Here is a 16,424-nt window from a genome sequence, read left to right on the forward strand (position 1 = left end):
ACCTTCGCCGTCATGCAAGAGCCAACCGCCGCGGCCGACCCCGGGACGCTCCACGCCGAGGAAGCGCGCGAAGGGGATGATGCCCTCGCCCGGGCCCTCGCGCTCGTCCGCTTCCTGCGCGTCCGCTGTCCCTGGGACGCGAAGCAGACGCCGCAGACGCTCCGTCCGTACCTCCTCGAGGAGGCGCACGAGGTCGCGGACGCGATCCGGGCCGGAGATGACGCCGACCTGCAGGGGGAACTCGGCGACCTGCTCCTGAACGTCGCCTTCCAGATCGTGCTCGCCGAAGAGCGCGGTGCCTTCGCGGCCGCCGACGTCGTCGAGGCGCTGGAGGCGAAGATGGAGGCCCGCCACCCCCACGTGTACGGCGACGCGGACGCCCCGCCCGACTGGGAGTCGCTCAAGGCTGCGGAACGCGAGGCGAGCGGCGACCCCTTCCACGGGGTCTCGGGGGGACTCGATCCGCTCAGCCGCGCGGCGCGCGTGCAGGAGCGGATGGCCGGGTTCGGGTTCGACTGGCCCGACATCGCGGGACCTGTGGAAAAGGTGCGCGAAGAGACGGCGGAACTCGAGCGCGCGGCCGCCGAAGAGGCGTCCGGATCCCCGCCAGCGGCCGCGGCGCCCCGGATCGGAGAGGCGAGCCCGGAGGTCGTCGAGGAGGTCGGCGATCTGCTATTCGCGGTGGTGAACGCCTCGCGGTGGGCCGGAGTGCACCCGGCCAACGCGCTCCTCGGCGCGGTCGAGAAATTCGAGCGCCGCTGCCGGCGCATGATCGAGCTTGCCGAGAGTCGCGGCCTCGAGTGGAAGAAGGCGGACCTCGCGACGCTCGACGCCGTGTGGGAGGAAGTGAAAGCCGCCGAATAGCGGCCGCGGCACGCCGGGACCGCTGCGGCTCGCCGCCGCTCAGGCGGGGTCGCGCTCGCGATCCGGCGCGCGGGCCGCGCGGGCGCGGTCCGTGAGTTCGTAGATGTTGCAGACTCGCCACCCAGTCTCGCCTTCGGCTCCGGTCCCCAGGCGCTTCATTTCGACGGGGGCAAGGATCCTTCGGTAGGCCTCACCCTCGAAGGCATCGAGCCGGTCCCAGGCGTCGGTGAGTCCGGGACTCTCCAGCACCTTCACCGCGACCCGGTCGCCGGAACCTCCGTGGACGAACCCGGGATAGCCCTGGCGCGCCGCCCAGCCGCGGTCGTGAAGCGTGCCCTCCACCGTCCCTTCCACCCAGCGCCCGACGAGCGTCGCCACGTGGTGATGGTTGTTCTCGCCGGGAAGGAGGGACCCGTACACGGCCAGCCGCCGCTCGGGATGGTCGAGCAGGGCCTCGATCAGCCGTTCGAGGATCGGCTCGAGGTATTCACGCAACGCCGCGGCGCCGGTCTCCGCGCCCGGTTCGGACAGCAGCGCTTCGAGTTCCGCCAGCGCTCCCGCCGCGCCCGGCCGCCGGTCCTCGCCCGGGAGAACGGCGGCCAGCTCCTCGAACCCCGCCAGCAGGGCGGCGAGGCGGGCGGAACTGTGCTCGGGCGCGAGCCGCGCGTCGTTGAGGCGGGAGAGCGCGCCCCGCAGGGGAGCCGGGTCGCGGATCGGGCCCGGCGCCGGGCCGTCCGCGGTCACGGCCCGTCCCGAGGCCGCTGCTGAAGGAACGCGTGCACGGCGGGCCAGAACAGCGCCGGATTCTCGATGAATGGGAAATGTCCCGACTCGTCGACCCGAATCAGATGACTGTCCGGAAGCGCGTCGTTCATCTCCCGCACCATTTCGATCGGGATCGGGTCCTGTGCCCCGTGCACGATGAGCACCGGCACCTCGATCTCGCCGAGTCGGTCCCAGAAGTCGAGCCCCTGGAGCGGCGACATGAGCAGGCTCGCGACGAGCTGACCCTGGCTCGCCGTTCTCTCGTGCAGGGAGAGACGAAGGAGGCTGTCGGCCACGCCGGCGTCCGCGAACGTCCCGCGGAAGACGTGGAAGAAGACCTGGCTGATGGCCTCCGTCTCGCGCGCCGCGAACGCCGGCGTCCCCCGGATCGAGTCGATGGCCGCGAGGTCGGCCGAGTCCCGCCTCGCCAACTGGTTCTCGTCGGTCCGTTCCCGGTATCGGCTGCCCGGCTCGACGGGCGCGACGAGGATGAGCGCCGCGAGCCGCTCGGGCCGCTCGATGGCGTAGAGGAGGGCCGGAATCGCTCCCCACGAGTGCGCGAGCAGCGTGACCTTCTCGCGTTGCGCCACGCGTTCGCGGATCCGATCGATATCGGTCAGGTAGCGCTCCATCGAGAGACTCGCCGCGTTCACCACGGCCCTCGACGCCCCGAGGCCCCGCTGATCGTAGAAGACGACCCGGTGCGTTTCGGCCAGCGGGTCGAACCACGGACGAAGGTAGGAGTGGTCGAGGCCCGGACCGCCGTGTACGACGACGACGGGCTCTCCGACGCCGACCGTCTGGTAGAAGAGTTCCGCCTCGAAGACGGAGAGCGAGCCCGCTCGGGTCGGCGGACCCGTTTCGGAGGCGGGGGCGTCGCACCCCGCCGTGAGGGCTGCGAGGACGGCGAGGCCGAAGACGGCGGGCGCGCGGGGGCCGGTCAGGATTCCCAGGCCACCGCATCGCCGAGGGCGAGGGGGCCGCCCTCGATCACCATCCCGTACGCGCCGCCCCGCCAGTCGGGCGCCAGCGCCGCCTTCAGGCCGGGCGCCGCGTCCTCCATGCGCGCGCAGGGCAGCGTCTCGCCCCGAATGCGGATGCGGCAGCCCGCGATCCGCAGCACCCGGTTCGCCGTCTCCGAGAAGTCGACGCCCCGCACGAGCAGGTTGGCCCGGCGGGCATCGGGGGCCAGATCGACGCCGACCTCCCGCGTCGCCGTCTCCCAGGCGTCCGCGTCGAGGAGCGTCACCTGCCGGTAGCCGCCGCGGTCGACGTTCCCTTCCAGCCCCTTCCCCGCGACGAGGGTGGCTTCCGGCACCGGCTCCATGGGGCCCTTCCGCGCCGACTTGAGCCAGATCGCCTCGAGCCGCGCCGGGCCGGAGCCCGCGGACCCGGAGCCCGCCGACCCCGGGGTGGACTCAGCCATCGGTCACCTCCAGCGAGGAGAAGTGCAGGTTGAGGCCGTGGTTGACCCTCAGTCCCACGACGCCATCGACGTGCTGCCCCGCTCTCGCCGTCCGGAACACCTCCTGCTCGTTCACGCCGAAGATCACGTCGTCGCCCTCGGCCTCCACGAAGAGGATGTTCTTCGCCGTCGCCGCGCCCTCGCCCCGCGCCGCCCAGGTGACGACCGCCTCGTGCTTCGTCCAGTCGAGGAGCGTGGACGTCTCGCCGCCATCCCGGCGCTTCACGATCACGCTCCCGTCCGCCCGGATGAGGAGGTAGGTGTAGGCCTGGCCGTCTCCCTCCAGCTCCGCGCCGCCGATGAAAACGCCGAACCCTTCGTTCCGGCCCTCGGGGTCGAACAGGAAGACGGTGGACTCGACGCGAAAGTCGCCGTCGGCCCGGGTCTCGGGATCGTAGAAGATGCCGGCCGGCCCCGTGGTGACGTGCCAGCCGGGCGGCATCTCCTGGAGGGCTTCCACCCCGTCCCCCCCGTGGTCGGTGCGGGCGAGCCAGCCCTCGGGCGGGGGCAGCTTGTCTTCCTGGGCGGCGGCGGCGAGAGGAAGCAGAGCCAGGCCTGCGATGGCCAGGCGCCACGCGGCGCCCGCGACGCGCTCCTCGCGGAAGCGCAGATTCGAATGAGACGGCATGTTCGGCGTCACTCCGGTTTCAGGTCCAAAGCCCGCGTGGGCGGCATGATAGTCACTCCGGCGGCGACTCGCAGGACTCGCAGCGCGTGAGCCGGAGCGTGACGACTTCGGGCGGCACGAGGAAGCGCACGCCGAGCCGGCTCGTCCCCACGCCGCTCGTCACGAAGAGGTGTCGTCCGTCCTCGACCACATGACCCGCCGCGTACCGGTCCCCGAAGCGGGAGGGGGTGATCCGGGGACCCACGAACGGGATGACCACCTGCCCCCCGTGCGTGTGCCCCGCCAGCGTCAGGGAGGCCCGCGCCGGCACCTCGGGAAAGATGTCCGGGTTGTGCGTGACGACGAGTACGGGCTCCCCGGGGCGGGCCCCGTCGAGGGCATCCTCGATCGACGGGTGGCCCGTCCAGAAGTCCGCCACGCCCGCGATCCAGACGTCGTGGCCTCGCACGCGCGCCCGCCGACCCTCGTTGTCGAGCACCGTGATGCCCGCGCCGGAGAGCGCCTTTTCCGCGCGCTCGGCGGACAGCCAGCGGTCGTGGTTGCCGAGCACCGCGAACACGCCGTAGCGGGCGTCCAGCGCGGCGAGGTCCTCGGCGATCTCCTCCGGCGGCACGAACCGGCCGCCCACGACGTTGTCGATCGTCAGGTCGCCGGCGATGAGAACGAGATCCGGGAGCGTCTCGTTCACCCGTCGCACGACGCGACGCAAGTTGTCCCGGCCGTTCCGCGGCGAGCCCACGTGCAGGTCGGCGATCAGGGCGATGCGGGTCTCCTCCCCCTCGGGCCATCCCGGCACCTCGAGGTCGGTCCGGTTGACGACGAGCCGGCCGGGCTCCCACCAGAACGCCCACGCGGCGAGCAGGACCGCGATCGCGAGGAGGATCAGGAGCATCCAGCCCGTCCAGCCGGGACGCGGTCGCCGCAGCGCTATGATCCGTCGTCCCCGGACCCCCTCCCGCCGATCCATGCATCGACCTGCCCTTCGAGCACGACCATGGGCACGGACCCGGTGCGGAGCACGACATCATGGAAGCCGCGGAGGTCGAAGCCGTCGCCGAGCGCGTCCTCGGCCCGGGCCCGCAGTTCGAGCAGCTTCCGCTTCCCCATCTGGTAGGCGAGCGCCTGCCCCGGCAGGTCCGTGGAATAGCGTAGCGACTCCGTCGCGATCTGGGTCTCCGATTCGAGCGTGTTCTCGCGCATGAACCGCCGCGCCTCCTCCCTCGTCCAGCCGAAATGGTTCATCCCCGGATCCACCACGAGCCGGGTCGCGAGAAAGCTCTCCAGGATGTAGAAGCCGTACTCGCTGTACAGGTCCTCGTACACGCCGGCCTCGAAGCCGAGGTAGGAGGCGTAGGACCCCCATCCCTCCGTGTAGGCCGTGTACGACGTGTTGCGCCGGTAGTCCGGCAGCGTCCCGCTCTCGCGCTGGCCCGCGATCTGGAAGTGGTGGCCGGGGATCAGCTCGTGGAGCGAGATCGACGCAAGTCCGAGCCAGCTCCGCTGGTCCAGGTTCGAGCCGTTGTAGTAGTAGATGCCGGTCGGCTCGGCCGCGGTCGGCGCCGAGTAGTAGCCGTACGTCATCGCCGGCTCGAGTTCGGGCGCCAGCCGCCTCGCATCCCACGGGGCTTCGGGGACGCCGGGGAAGTAGGCGTCGATGCGCTCGAGCATCCGGGTCGACGCGGCCAGCAGGCGCTCGCGCACCTCTTCGTGGGACGCCGGGAAATAGCGCGGGTCCGTCTTCAGGTGCTCGTGGAATTCCTCCGCGCTCCCCTCCCAGCCGAGGCGGTCGCGGATCTCGGCCATGCGCGCCCGAAACTCGGCGAGGAGTTCGTGCCCGGCCGCCTGCACCTCCTCCGGCGTGACCTCCATCGTCGTGTGGAGGCGGGTGAGATAGAGGTAGTACTCGCGCCCCTCGGGATACTGCGAGAGGCCGACCCCGGCCGGCGCGCGCGCCGCGTACGGCCCCTCGAGGAAGGCGGCGAGTTCCTCGAGCACCGGGTTGATGGAATCGCGCACGATGTCGCCGATGCGGGCCCTCGCCTCCGCGACGCGGGCGGGGTCCAGCCCGGAGGCGCGACCCACGGGGAGCGCGAACGGACCGTCCTCCGCTTCGCCCGCCGTCGCCCGCACGAGCTGGACGACGGGCGTCAGGTTCTGGCTCGACACGATGAAGTCGCGCTCGAACTGCCCCCGTACGTAGTCCTCGAGGTCCCGCACATGGGACGGCACCTGCTCCACGAGCGCCACGAAACGGTCGAGATCCTCGTCATCCTCGAGCGGGAGGAGCGGGAAGATCTGGCTGTAGCTGCGCAGGACGCTCGAATACGGGGTGAGGACGCTCCGGAGCCAGAAGTACCGGTGCCCCTCGACGGCCATCTCCGCCTGCCAGACCAGGGTTTCCAGCGTGACGCGCTCATCGGCCGAGAGCGCCGCCGCGTCGATGGCGAGGGCGCGCTCGAGCTGCCGCTGGGAGAACGCCGCCCGCTCCTCCGCCGCCTCGTAGTCGAGCGCGGGGAGCCGCTCCACGTCCACCCCCTCGCGCAGGCGGACGAAGGGATTCGTCTCCAGATCCCGGACCCAAGCCGAGTCCAGCAGCGCCGCCAGTTGCGCCGAAGCACGCGCGGACCGGCCCTCTCCCCCGCGCTCGTCGACGGGGGCACCGCAAGCGGCCGTCCAAACGACCAGCCATACCGGGATTCCTGCGGCGTGTTGGCGGCCTCGCATGGTTCCTACCCGGCCAGGCGCGCGCGACCTTCGCGCCAGTCGACACCCAGATGCACGATATCGATGATGTCCAATTCGTCGACCATGTGGAGCGCCCGATCAAGGAGATGTCGTCGTGTCGTCCGCTCGCCCCTTCCGGCCGACGCGAGCACGATCAGATCCACGCGTTCTTCCTGATCCAGATTCTGAACCATTTCAATCAATCGCCGGTACGTCGGGGATGTCTGTACCAGGTTCTTGGCAAGATCTCGGTGTTCGTGGCTGATGATCCGGGGTCTCTCTGTTGATGCCGACGAGAAAGTGTCCTTCAGGACACTGTCCCATGTGGCCATGAAGCGATCCCACGCTTCGATCAGTTCCTCCACCTTCGCCGAGCTGATGATGAACCGAACACCAGCCGCTTCGATCCGGGCCATCGCTTTCTCGTCCTCAAGAGTGACGGCAGTCACGGCAGGGGCCCACCGCGTTACGATATTCGGCAGTCTTCGATCCGACGTGACGAGAATCGAGTCCGTCAGCTTTGCGCATGCGATGTAGAAGCAGTCGTACACAGGGTGACCGGCCTCCAGAGCGATCTTCGCCGCTTCCCGAACCAGTTCCGCGCCGGGGAGAAGCGCGACGGCTTCCGACATCCGGGCGACTTCGTCGACGAACGCTTGCGCCGAGGCGATCTCTCCGCGGCGATGCTTCTTCCAGATCACGTTGGCGCATTCGGGTAAGATGAGGTCCGGTGCGTGCCGTTCGATTCGTGGTCCGGTCAACGTGAGGGCTTCGGGGCGGCCGTCCTCCTCGACGAACCATTTCACCGCGACGCTCGCGTCCACGGTGACCCTCACCGGGCTCGGTCCTCCCTGATCAGAGCCGCACTGTCCGTCTGCCGCGTGCCGATCGTCGTCGCCGCCAGCTCATCGGCCCGCGCGAAGAATTCAGCCGCGCGGCGAGGTCCCGACACTTCTCGCTTGAGCACATGCCGAATCTCGCCCTCAAGCGAGCGTTCGTTCTGTCTCGCCTGCGCCTTAAGCCGCGCGATCACACTGTCGTCCAGGTTCCTTACGGTCAGATTCCCCATGTTCGACCTCCTCCGATTCCGCATCCGCTATCATGATGATAGCATAACGCAAGCGGACGTCAACCGAGGTGAGCATCAGGGGCCTCCGGATTCGAGTTGTGGAACCTCCTCGGGCTCGTCCTCGCGGGAGCCGAAGCGGATGAGGAGGCCGCCGATGGCCGAGGTTAGGATCCAGCAGAGCAGGGCCAACGCGAACCCCTCGGGCCCGAGTCCGGCGGCGATGATCAGTGTCGACACGAACCAGAGGGTGAAGTTCTGGAGCTGAAAGTCGAGCTGGCTGCCGCGCTTCATGGCCTGCACGGCGCGCAGGATGAGATAGATCGCCGTGGCGCCGGATGCCGCGATGGCGCCCTCCAGACCGCCCGCGAAGAGGAATCCGAAGGCTACGCCGACGGCCCCGCCCGCGATGATGCGTCCGGGAGAGGGGGAGGCGGGGTTTCGCGCGCGCGTCGTGGGGACCGCCGGCGGTGGCGGCGCGGCAGCCGGAACCAGCATCTGCTCCGTGACCAGTTCCGCGATCGCGGTCCTCGTCGCGCGCGGATCGATCCCGGCCTCGCCGGCGATGCGCTCCAACTCCTCGACGGTCATCGAATCGCCGCGGGCGTCGATCTCGGCCGCCCGCTTCAGAATCTGCGAGACCTGGGCCGCGGTCAGCGTCGCCGGGGGGTCGCGGGCGGGCGGTTCGCGGGCAGGCGGTTCGTCGGGGGCGGGCGGCTCGGTCATGTCGTTCATGGCACGTCGCCCGCAAGAATGGTGGCCAGGGTGGACGGATCCAGATTCCCTCCGGATACGATACAGACAATTCTGTCCCCCTTCACCCCGCCCGACAGGGCGGCCGCGACGGAGGAGGCCCCCGCACCCTCGGCGACCACGCGGTTGCGGGCCGCGAGCAGCCGGATCGCGGCCGCGGTGTCTTCGAGCGTGATCTCGACGGAGCCCGCGAGGAGATCCCGCGCCAGTTCCCACATTGCGGGTTCCACGTGCGGGCCCCCGATGCCGTCGACGAACGAGGGCGTGTAGGAGATCGAGACGGCCCGCCCCGCGCGCAACGACTCGGCGAGCGGGGCCTGACCCGCGACCTCGGATGCGAAGACGGGAACGTCCGGCGCGACTGCCCTCATGCCGGCCGCGATCCCGCACGCGAGCCCGCCTCCCCCGAAGGGGACGATTACAGCGTCGATGTCGGGGAGGTCCTCGACCAGTTCGAGCGCGATCGTGCCGTTCCCCGCCATCACGTCGCGGTCCATAAAGGCGTGGACGAACCGCCCATCCATCCCTTCGAAGCGCTGGGTGCGGAAGACCTCGAACCAGGAGGCGACGGAGGTCTTCACGGCCGTCCCGCCGAGCCGGGCGATCGCGTCCAGCTTGAGCCGCGGCGCCGTCTCCGGGACGACGACCGAGCACGGGACGCCGAGACGCCGCGCGTTCCAGGCGACGCCCTGCGCCATGTTCCCCGCGCTCGCCGTCCACACCCCCGCCGCCAACTCCGCGGGCGGAATCAGGCCGATCGCGTTCGCCGCCCCCCGGATCTTGAACGAGCCGATCGGCTGCAGGTTTTCGAGCTTGAGCCAGATCTCGGGCCCCTCGTCGACGCCGAGGCGGATGAGCGGCGAGCGGAGGGCCGCCGCGTAGACGCGGTCCCGCGCCGCCTCGATCTCCGGCAGGCCGGGAGGTTTCACGCGGTGAGGCCCGCGACCGCCCGCGGCAGGCTCGCCAGCGCCCGATCGAGGTCGGCCGCGAGATCCTCCGTCGCCTCCAGCCCGGTGGAGAAGCGGATGAGGGCGTCCCGGATGCCCGCCTTCGCCCGCTCCTCGGCGGACATGCCCGCGTGGACGGCGGCGGCGGGGCGCACCACCAGCGACTCCGGACCCCCGAGACTCGCCGCGACCATCGGGATCTCCAGCGCGGAGATGAAAGCCTCGGCCGCGTCGACGCCGCCTTCCAGTTCGAACGACATCATCCCGCCGAAGCCGTCGAACAGGCGCGCGGCCCGCTCATGCTGGGCGTGGCTCGCCAGCCCCGGGTAGTGCACGACGGACACGGCGGGGTGCGCTTCGAGCCGCGCGGCCAGCCGACCCGCCGACGCGTTCTGCTCGCGCACGCGCACGCTCAGCGTCTTCAGCCCCCGCTCGAGCAGGAACGCGGCGTGCGGGTCGAGGGAGCCGCCGAGATGGTCCTGCATCACCTTCACGCGCCGCACGAGGTCCGCCGGCCCGGCCACGCTCCCGGCCACGATGTCGCTGTGGCCGTTCATGTACTTCGTGCAGCTCTCCAGCACGAGGTCGAAGCCGATCTCCGCCGGCCTGAAGTTGATGGGGCTCGCGAACGTGTTGTCGATCAGCGTCACGAGCCCGTGCTCGCGCGCGAACGCCACGACCGCCTCCAGATCCGCGACCTGTACGAGCGGGTTCGTGAGCGTCTCGACGTACATGGCGCGCGTCGTCGGCGTCAGCGCGGCCGCCCAGCCCGACGGGTCCTGGGGATCGATCACCGTGTGCCCGATGCGGAACCGCGGCAGGTCCTGCTGCAGGAACGCGGCCGTGCCGCCGTACAGCGTATCCTGCACGAGCACGTGATCGCCGGCGGACAGCAGCGTGAGCAGCGACCCCGAGATCGCCGCCATCCCGCTGCCGAGCACGAGGGCCGCTTCCGTCGCCTCGAGCGCCGCGATGCGTTCCCCGAGTACGCGATGGTTCGGCGTCGTGCTGAGCCGGATATACCCGATGTCGTGGTAGTCCTCGCCCCGGAGTTCGTAGTTCGCCGTCTGGTAGATCGGCGTGACGACGGCCCCCTCTGGCCTCGGCTCCTGCTCGCCCGCGTGCACGGCGTCCGTGGACGCCGCCCTTCTCCCATCCCCGAAGTTCTTCATGTCTCTCCTTTCAGTCCCACATCACGCGGTGGATGCGCCAGCCGGTTTCGAGCCGCTTCCACACTTCGAGAAACTTGCCGCCGAGTTCGACGTCGTCGGGGCCGCGCACCCGGTACGTCCCGTTCGCGAACGCCAGGTCCCCGTCCACCTCGATATCCTCGATCGTGAACCGCGCCTCGCGCAGTGGCACCGAACCGGCCAGGGCGCGCACGATGGCATCGTGCCCCCGGACCGCCGGCTCGCCGGACGGCAGCCGCACCGCTTCCGGCGTGAAGACGTCAGCGACGGCGTCGCCCGGCGCCCCCGCGATCAGCGCGGCTTCCCAGCGCCGGGTGACGCGCTCGATCTCCGCTCTCACCGCCTCGGCGTCGACCGCTCCTCCGGTCTCCCCCGCCTCCCGCGACGGGCCCGAGCACGCCGCCGCGACGAGGCCGCCCGCCACCGCCGCCGCCAGACCGACGGCCGCAACGATACACCGGCACGTTCCTCTCGCGGGCCGTGTTCTCCTCATGGGTCGATATTGTATCGGAGCCCGCGTGCCGCGGCGACGCGCCCGGCTTTCGGGTTCGCGTGCGCCACCGTAGGATGCCCGTCGCGCCTGACGGGCGTGTCTGGAATTGTTCGCGCATCGCCGGCCGGCGATGCCGCGCTTGAACCTGCTTGGAGGTACGAATGAAGAAGATGTTCCGCGCCATCCCCTGCCTGGCGATCGCCCTCGGCTTCGCCCTTGCCTTCGCCACGGCCGCGGAGGCCCAGGACCGGCGCATGAGCCCGGGCGGAGAGGCCGCCACCCAGGTCGGCGGCTCGTTCAACGCGGACGGCGGCTACGAGGGCGGCTCCTGGGTCGTCGTGACGTACGGCCGCCCCATCCTGCGCGGCCGCGACCTGTTCGGCTCGGGCGCCGAGTACGGCCAGCAGTTCCTGCGCGGGGCGCCGGTGTGGCGCGTCGGCGCGGACCAGTCCACCCGCTTCATGACCGAGACGGACCTCATGTTCGGCGGCGAGCGGCTGCCGGCCGGCGAGTACAGCGTGTTCGCGGAACTCACCGAGGCCGAGTGGACGCTGATCTTCTCGAACTGGGGCGCGAAGGAGAGCTTCCGCGAGGAGAACCCCGACGCGCTGTGGGGGGCTTACAGCTACACGCCCGACCGCGACGTGCTGCGCACGACCATGGATGTGGACACGATCATGATGTCCGCCGACCAGCTCACGATCTCGTTCATGGACATGACGCAGGAGGGCGGCGTGTTCACGATCTGGTGGGACGACCAGGTCGCAACCGTCCCCTTCCAGGTCGCCCGCTAACCGAGCGAGATCTCGCCGATTCGCTTCAGCGGCAGGGCGGTAATGGTGCCGGTCAACGGGTACTCGACATCCCCCGGATAGACGACCCATAGACGCTCGAGGTTCAGATCCCGGATCACGACGTGCATCGACTTCGTGGTCCGGGGCGCCTCCGTGCACTTGAACTCGAAGCCCCAGCGCCGGCCGCGCCGCAGGAGCAGGAGGTCCAGTTCCGCCCCCCGCTGGGTTCCGTAGAAATAGGCCTCGCGCTCTCCGTGCTCGAGGAGCGTCTGCTCAAGAGCGAACCCCTCCCAACTGGCGCCGTACCGGGGATTCACGGCCAACTCCGTCATTTCCTCGATCCCGAGCAGGGAATGCAGGATGCCGCTGTCGCGAATGAAGACCTTCGGCGATTTAACGAGCCGCTTGCCCAGATTCTCGAACCACGGCGGGAGTTGGCGTATCATGAACGAACCGGACAGCAGATCGCGGTAGTTCCGTACGGCGGTCACGCTCACGTCCATCGAGCGCCCCAGTTCGGCCGCGTTCCACGTCTGTCCGTGGTAGTGTGCCAGCATCCTCCAGAACCGGCCCACGGCTGCGGGGGCGACTCTCGAACGTAGCCCCGGAATGTCCCGTTCCAGGAACGTGCGCGTGAACGATTCCATCCACCGGGACCAGGCTCCGCTTGATGCGGCGAGGTAAGCTCGCGGAAACCCGCCCCGCAGCCACAACCGGTCCTGGTTTTCGGGGCCCGCTTCGGCGATGGAGAGGCCGCCCACATCCACGAACAGGACGCGGCCGGCCAGGGTCTCGGACACGGCCTCGATCAAGTCGAGCGAAGCGCTGCCGAGGACGAGGAACACGGCATTGCGATCGCGGGCGTCGCAGATGGGGCGCAGAACCTCGAAGAGCTCCGGCATGCGCTGGATTTCGTCGATGACGACGAGCCCATCGGTACTGCGGAGTACTCTCTCCGGCGTCGCGGACAGGGCCGCCCTCTCGCCTCGCGCCTCCAGATCGAAGATGATGGACGGCCCGTCCCAGGCGGATACGATCTGCTCGGCCAGCGTCGTTTTGCCGATTTGACGCGCGCCCAGCAGAGCGACCACCGGCGCCTCGGACAGCCCTCGACGGATCGCGCTGTGGAGGCGCGGCCTCGGTATAAATTGTTGCATATCTTACTCCAGAGATGCGATATTCAACAATATCAGAGTACGATGGTCGGACCTCGGTGTCCAGCGGCTACGAGCCGCTGCTACCGGGACATGATGCGGCGGGCCGCCCGTCGACCACTCATGAGCGCCCCGTGCGTGGTGCCCGCGAAATCAAACAGCGTGTGTTCACCGACCAGAAAGAGGCGATCATCGACGGGCTCGGAGAGCAGATCGAAATCGGCCCTGTCGGTCCCGGGGCGCGGATAGGTATAGGCTCCGAGGGTAGTGGGGTCCGTCGACCAATGGGTGGTCCGCACCTCTGCGGGTGTGCCGACCTCGGCGCCCCAGACGGTGCGCAGCACCTGTAGGGCGTCTTCGCGCATCTCGGCGTCCGACATTCGGTCGGCCACCAGGGCATAGTCGCCCAGCGACAACCCGAGAAGGATGTTCTCGGTGCTGAACGTCCGATAGTTCACCCAATAGCACCACCGGCCCTTTTCCCTCGTCACCACACCGAAATACTGGGTATCCGTATCCCAGAACGGCGCATCGAACTTCAGGGCAATCTTGGTGACACTCCCAAAGCCGAGTGACTCGATGGCCTCCAGGTATTCGGAAGGTAGCGGAGGCTCGAAGCGGATCCGTCCCGCCTTCAACGCACCCAGTGGGGCCGAACACACGATGTAGTCGCCGGTCCATTCGCGCTCGCCCGCGACCGCCGTCACACCCTGCGCGCCATATGTGATGGACTCCACCTCCGCAGCGAGCCGAAGGTCCAGATCTCCGGCCAATGGCTCAAGGATGACGCTGTACCCCGTCGTGAGGACGACGTCTGCTCCGGGAAACGCCTCATCCGCGTCGTGCAGGGTGGCGGAGAGGTCTTCGATCGCCCCTCCCTTCGAGAATTCGGTATAGGCCGACAACGCCCATACGAGCCCCGGATCTTCGAGCGTCTCGGGCGCCGCCAGCCGGATCGCGTCGTGCAGACTCATGCCATCCCCGAGGCGCGCGGCATCTCTGGCTCGTTCGAGCGCGTCTTCCCACCCCCGGTCGATGGCATCGACTCGAGCTTCGGGAAGGCGCATACCGGAATCGTCAAATACCGCCAGACTCTCGTCGTCCGTAACGAACGTCCGTCCGTTCACCGCCTCGACCAGGCCCATGATCGGGTTGTCGTCGCTCGGGCCGTGCACCCAGCCCGCCCCGTATTCGAACGGGGCCCCCAGGCTGAAGTCCGTGTGAATCCGGCCGCCCAGCCGGTCCTTCGCTTCGAGGACGATGACATCGATACCCGCATCGGCCAGGGCACGGGCGGCCGCAAGCCCGGAAATACCGGCGCCGACCACAATGACGCGGCGGGCCGCCAGGGTCCGGGCCGACCCGCCACGCGGCGCGGGCAGCAGCGACAAGCCCGAGCCGAGGAGGGAGAGTTCCAGAAACCTCCGGCGGCCGATGCGCCGCCCGCGTCTGATCAGGACGTTGTCGCGGCGTAGCGGCGGAACCACTCCAGAGTCGACAGCATCTTGCCGATGTGGTGGCTCGGGCGGCGGCGGATGCCGTGCGGCTCGCCGGGGAAGCGCACGAGCGATGTCTCCACTCCGAGCAGTTTGAGCGCCTTGAAGTACTGCTCGGATTCGGACATCGGCGTGCGCCAGTCCTCCTCGCCCGTCACGATCCGCGTCGGCGTCGTCACGTTCTCGACCACGCTCAGGAGCGAGCGCGACTCGTAGTGCTCCACGTGGTCCCAGGGGAGGCCCGGGAACCAGTAGTTGACCCCGTAGGCGGCCATGTCGGCCGTGAGCACGAAGCTGTACCAGTTGATGACGGGATACCACGACACCGCAGCGCGGAACCGGTCCGTCCGGCCCACGAGCCAGGCCGTGAGGACGCCGCCTCCGCTCCCACCCACGACGTAGAGCTGTTCCTCATCTACATACCCCTGGTCGATGACCGCGTCGACGCCCGACATGAGGTCGTAGAAATCGTCCCCAGGGTAGGCGTGGTGGATCAGGTTCCCGAACTCCTCGCCGTAGCTCGTGCTGCCGCGCGGGTTCGTGTACAGCACGACGTAGCCCTGCGCCGCCATGAGCTGCTTCTCGAGGTCGAAGCGCGCGCCGTAGTTCGAGAACGGGCCGCCGTGGATCTCGAGGATGAGAGGGTATTCGCGCGAAGGGTCGAAGCCGGGCGGCTTGATGATCCAGCCGTGGATGGGGCGTCCGTCGTGCGAGGACTCGTACCAGATCTCCTCGACCTCCCCGATCTCCCGCTTGGCCATCAGGTCGTCGTTGATCCCCGTGAGCACGCGGACATCGCTTCCGGGGCGACCTGTTGCGACTTCGGAGATCACGGCGGGCGTCGTGTAGTTCATCGCGAAGCTGCCGTCGTCGGCCACGGAGTACGTCGCTCCGGCATAGGCGCGGGCGACCCCGCCGACGTTGTCGGTCAGCACCCGGTGGCCGCTCCCGTCGTCGTCGAGGCGGAAGAGGGCGAGCTTCGTCATCCCCTCGTCGTCGTAGAGCGCGTACAGCCCCGACCCATCGGGCGCCCAAGTGGCCCCGTAGACCTCGCGGTCGAGTCCGCCGGAAAGCGAACGCGGATCGCTCCCATCCCGGTTCATCACGTAGAGCCGCGTGAGCTGGTAGCCCTGGAAGCGGTCGTCCATCCCGAAGTAGGCGATGTGGCGGCCATCCGGTGAGACGATCGGCCCGTCATCCGGGCCCCGGCGATCCGTGAGCTGCGTGGTCGTGCCGTCGGCGACGGAGACCTCGAACACCTCCGTGTCCGCTACGAAGACGCTCTCCGTGTCCCCGCCCCTGGGGTCGCGTGACATGACGAGGCCCGTGCCGTCCGGAGTCCAGGAGAAGTGCGTACCCCCGATCCCGTTGCCAGCCCAGTGGTTGTCTCCGCTGGTGATCTGCCGGGCGGTCCCCCCCTCCGCCGGCACGACGAAGACGTGCACGAACCCGTGCGGAAGATCGCCCAACTGGTCGAAGCGATACACCAGCCGCTCGACGACCTGCGCCGGCTCGGCCCACTCCGCGCCTTCCGGCGGCGTCGGCATGCCCCCGATCATCGGCGCCGGCTGCGGCACCAGCTTCCCGAACGCGATCTGCGTCCCATCGGGCGACCATTCGAAGGACCGCGGCGGCTCCGTCACGCTCGTGACGACCGAAGTCTCACCCGAATCCATCCAGCGGACGTGGATCTGCGCGTCCCCGCTCCGGTTCGAGATGAAGGCGAGTCGCGTGCCGTCCGGCGACCAGCGCGGCGAACTGTCGTTGAAGTCCCCCGTCGTGAGCGGCCGGTGGCCCGAGCCGTCGGAGCCCACGATCCAGAGGCTCGAGAAGCGGCTGTCCGTCATGATGTCCGCGCGCTGGCGGACGTAGACGATCCGGCGGCCGTCCGGCGAGATCTGCGGGTCGCCCGCGATCTCGACCTCGAAGATGTCCTCCATGCGAAGCGGGCCGGACTCGGCCCCCGCCTGGGCAACCGCCGGCACGGCGACGCACAGAAGGGCTGCGGCGGCAAGAAACGAAAGGGAGATTCGGGCACTGCGGAGCGGGGCGGTCATCTGACACTCTCCGTGGATCGGACCTCGA

General features: G+C 69.4%; 17 protein-coding genes. 2 read left to right on the forward strand and 15 right to left on the reverse strand.

The window, feature by feature from the left end:
- Nucleotides 1-12: 12 nt before the first annotated feature.
- Nucleotides 13-864: a nucleoside triphosphate pyrophosphohydrolase gene (mazG, locus tag RN743_RS10445; protein WP_310779676.1), complete on the forward strand. Its 852-nt coding sequence runs from the start codon at nt 13-15 to the stop codon at nt 862-864.
- A gap of 39 nt (nt 865-903) precedes the next feature.
- Here the strand turns inward: mazG and RN743_RS10450 are convergent, their stop codons facing one another.
- From RN743_RS10450 to RN743_RS10505, 12 genes are all read right to left on the reverse strand, one after another.
- Complete coding sequence (locus RN743_RS10450; protein ID WP_310779677.1) at nt 904-1,608, reverse strand: gamma-glutamylcyclotransferase family protein; 705 nt, start codon at nt 1,606-1,608, stop codon at nt 904-906.
- On the reverse strand, nt 1,605-2,648 hold the full coding sequence (locus tag RN743_RS10455; protein WP_310779719.1) for an alpha/beta hydrolase: 1,044 nt from the start codon (nt 2,646-2,648) through the stop codon (nt 1,605-1,607). The genes RN743_RS10450 and RN743_RS10455 overlap by 4 nt, the downstream gene beginning before the upstream one ends.
- Complete coding sequence (locus tag RN743_RS10460; protein WP_310779678.1) at nt 2,570-3,055, reverse strand: MOSC domain-containing protein; 486 nt, start codon at nt 3,053-3,055, stop codon at nt 2,570-2,572. Before RN743_RS10460 ends, RN743_RS10455 begins: the two co-directional genes overlap by 79 nt.
- Entirely contained in the window at nt 3,048-3,722 is a 675-nt protein-coding gene (locus tag RN743_RS10465; protein ID WP_310779679.1) for a hypothetical protein, read from the reverse strand. The genes RN743_RS10460 and RN743_RS10465 overlap by 8 nt, the downstream gene beginning before the upstream one ends.
- 52 nt (nt 3,723-3,774) lie before the next feature.
- Nucleotides 3,775-4,614: a metallophosphoesterase gene (locus tag RN743_RS10470; RefSeq protein WP_310779680.1), complete on the reverse strand. Its 840-nt coding sequence runs from the start codon at nt 4,612-4,614 to the stop codon at nt 3,775-3,777.
- Nucleotides 4,615-4,649: 35 nt separating this feature from the next.
- Nucleotides 4,650-6,446 (reverse strand): DUF885 domain-containing protein, encoded by a 1,797-nt coding sequence (locus RN743_RS10475; protein ID WP_310779681.1) that lies wholly within the window; start codon nt 6,444-6,446, stop codon nt 4,650-4,652.
- A 5-nt stretch (nt 6,447-6,451) separates the two neighbouring features.
- A complete protein-coding gene (locus RN743_RS10480; protein WP_310779682.1) occupies nt 6,452-7,282 on the reverse strand; it encodes a type II toxin-antitoxin system VapC family toxin in 831 nt (276 codons plus the stop codon).
- On the reverse strand, nt 7,279-7,515 hold the full coding sequence (locus RN743_RS10485) for a hypothetical protein (RefSeq protein WP_310779683.1): 237 nt from the start codon (nt 7,513-7,515) through the stop codon (nt 7,279-7,281). The genes RN743_RS10480 and RN743_RS10485 overlap by 4 nt, the downstream gene beginning before the upstream one ends.
- A gap of 75 nt (nt 7,516-7,590) precedes the next feature.
- Nucleotides 7,591-8,247: a hypothetical protein gene (locus RN743_RS10490; RefSeq protein ID WP_310779684.1), complete on the reverse strand. Its 657-nt coding sequence runs from the start codon at nt 8,245-8,247 to the stop codon at nt 7,591-7,593.
- Nucleotides 8,244-9,194 (reverse strand): pyridoxal-phosphate dependent enzyme, encoded by a 951-nt coding sequence (locus tag RN743_RS10495; protein WP_310779685.1) that lies wholly within the window; start codon nt 9,192-9,194, stop codon nt 8,244-8,246. Before RN743_RS10495 ends, RN743_RS10490 begins: the two co-directional genes overlap by 4 nt.
- A complete protein-coding gene (locus tag RN743_RS10500; protein WP_310779686.1) occupies nt 9,191-10,384 on the reverse strand; it encodes an aminotransferase class I/II-fold pyridoxal phosphate-dependent enzyme in 1,194 nt (397 codons plus the stop codon). The genes RN743_RS10495 and RN743_RS10500 overlap by 4 nt, the downstream gene beginning before the upstream one ends.
- A 10-nt stretch (nt 10,385-10,394) precedes the next feature.
- On the reverse strand, nt 10,395-10,895 hold the full coding sequence (locus RN743_RS10505; protein WP_310779687.1) for a nuclear transport factor 2 family protein: 501 nt from the start codon (nt 10,893-10,895) through the stop codon (nt 10,395-10,397).
- A gap of 161 nt (nt 10,896-11,056) precedes the next feature.
- Here RN743_RS10505 and RN743_RS10510 point away from each other — a divergent pair, with 161 nt between their 5' ends.
- On the forward strand, nt 11,057-11,689 hold the full coding sequence (locus tag RN743_RS10510; RefSeq protein ID WP_310779688.1) for a DUF2911 domain-containing protein: 633 nt from the start codon (nt 11,057-11,059) through the stop codon (nt 11,687-11,689).
- On the opposite strand, the gene RN743_RS10515 is transcribed toward RN743_RS10510, so the two are convergent.
- From RN743_RS10515 to RN743_RS10525, 3 genes are all read right to left on the reverse strand, one after another.
- Entirely contained in the window at nt 11,686-12,780 is a 1,095-nt protein-coding gene (locus RN743_RS10515; protein ID WP_310779689.1) for an ATP-binding protein, read from the reverse strand. The genes RN743_RS10510 and RN743_RS10515 overlap by 4 nt on opposite strands.
- Nucleotides 12,781-12,926: 146 nt before the next feature.
- The gene (locus tag RN743_RS10520; protein ID WP_310779690.1) at nt 12,927-14,234 is read right to left on the reverse strand and encodes an FAD-dependent oxidoreductase; all 1,308 of its coding nucleotides are present in this window, start codon (nt 14,232-14,234) and stop codon (nt 12,927-12,929) included.
- Between the two features lie 62 nt (nt 14,235-14,296).
- Nucleotides 14,297-16,396, reverse strand: coding sequence for a S9 family peptidase (locus tag RN743_RS10525; RefSeq protein ID WP_310779691.1), 2,100 nt, complete (start codon nt 16,394-16,396; stop codon nt 14,297-14,299).
- Nucleotides 16,397-16,424 lie beyond the last annotated feature (28 nt).

This window comes from Candidatus Palauibacter scopulicola (assembly GCF_947581915.1).
In the GTDB taxonomy this organism is placed as follows: domain Bacteria; phylum Gemmatimonadota; class Gemmatimonadetes; order Palauibacterales; family Palauibacteraceae; genus Palauibacter; species Palauibacter scopulicola.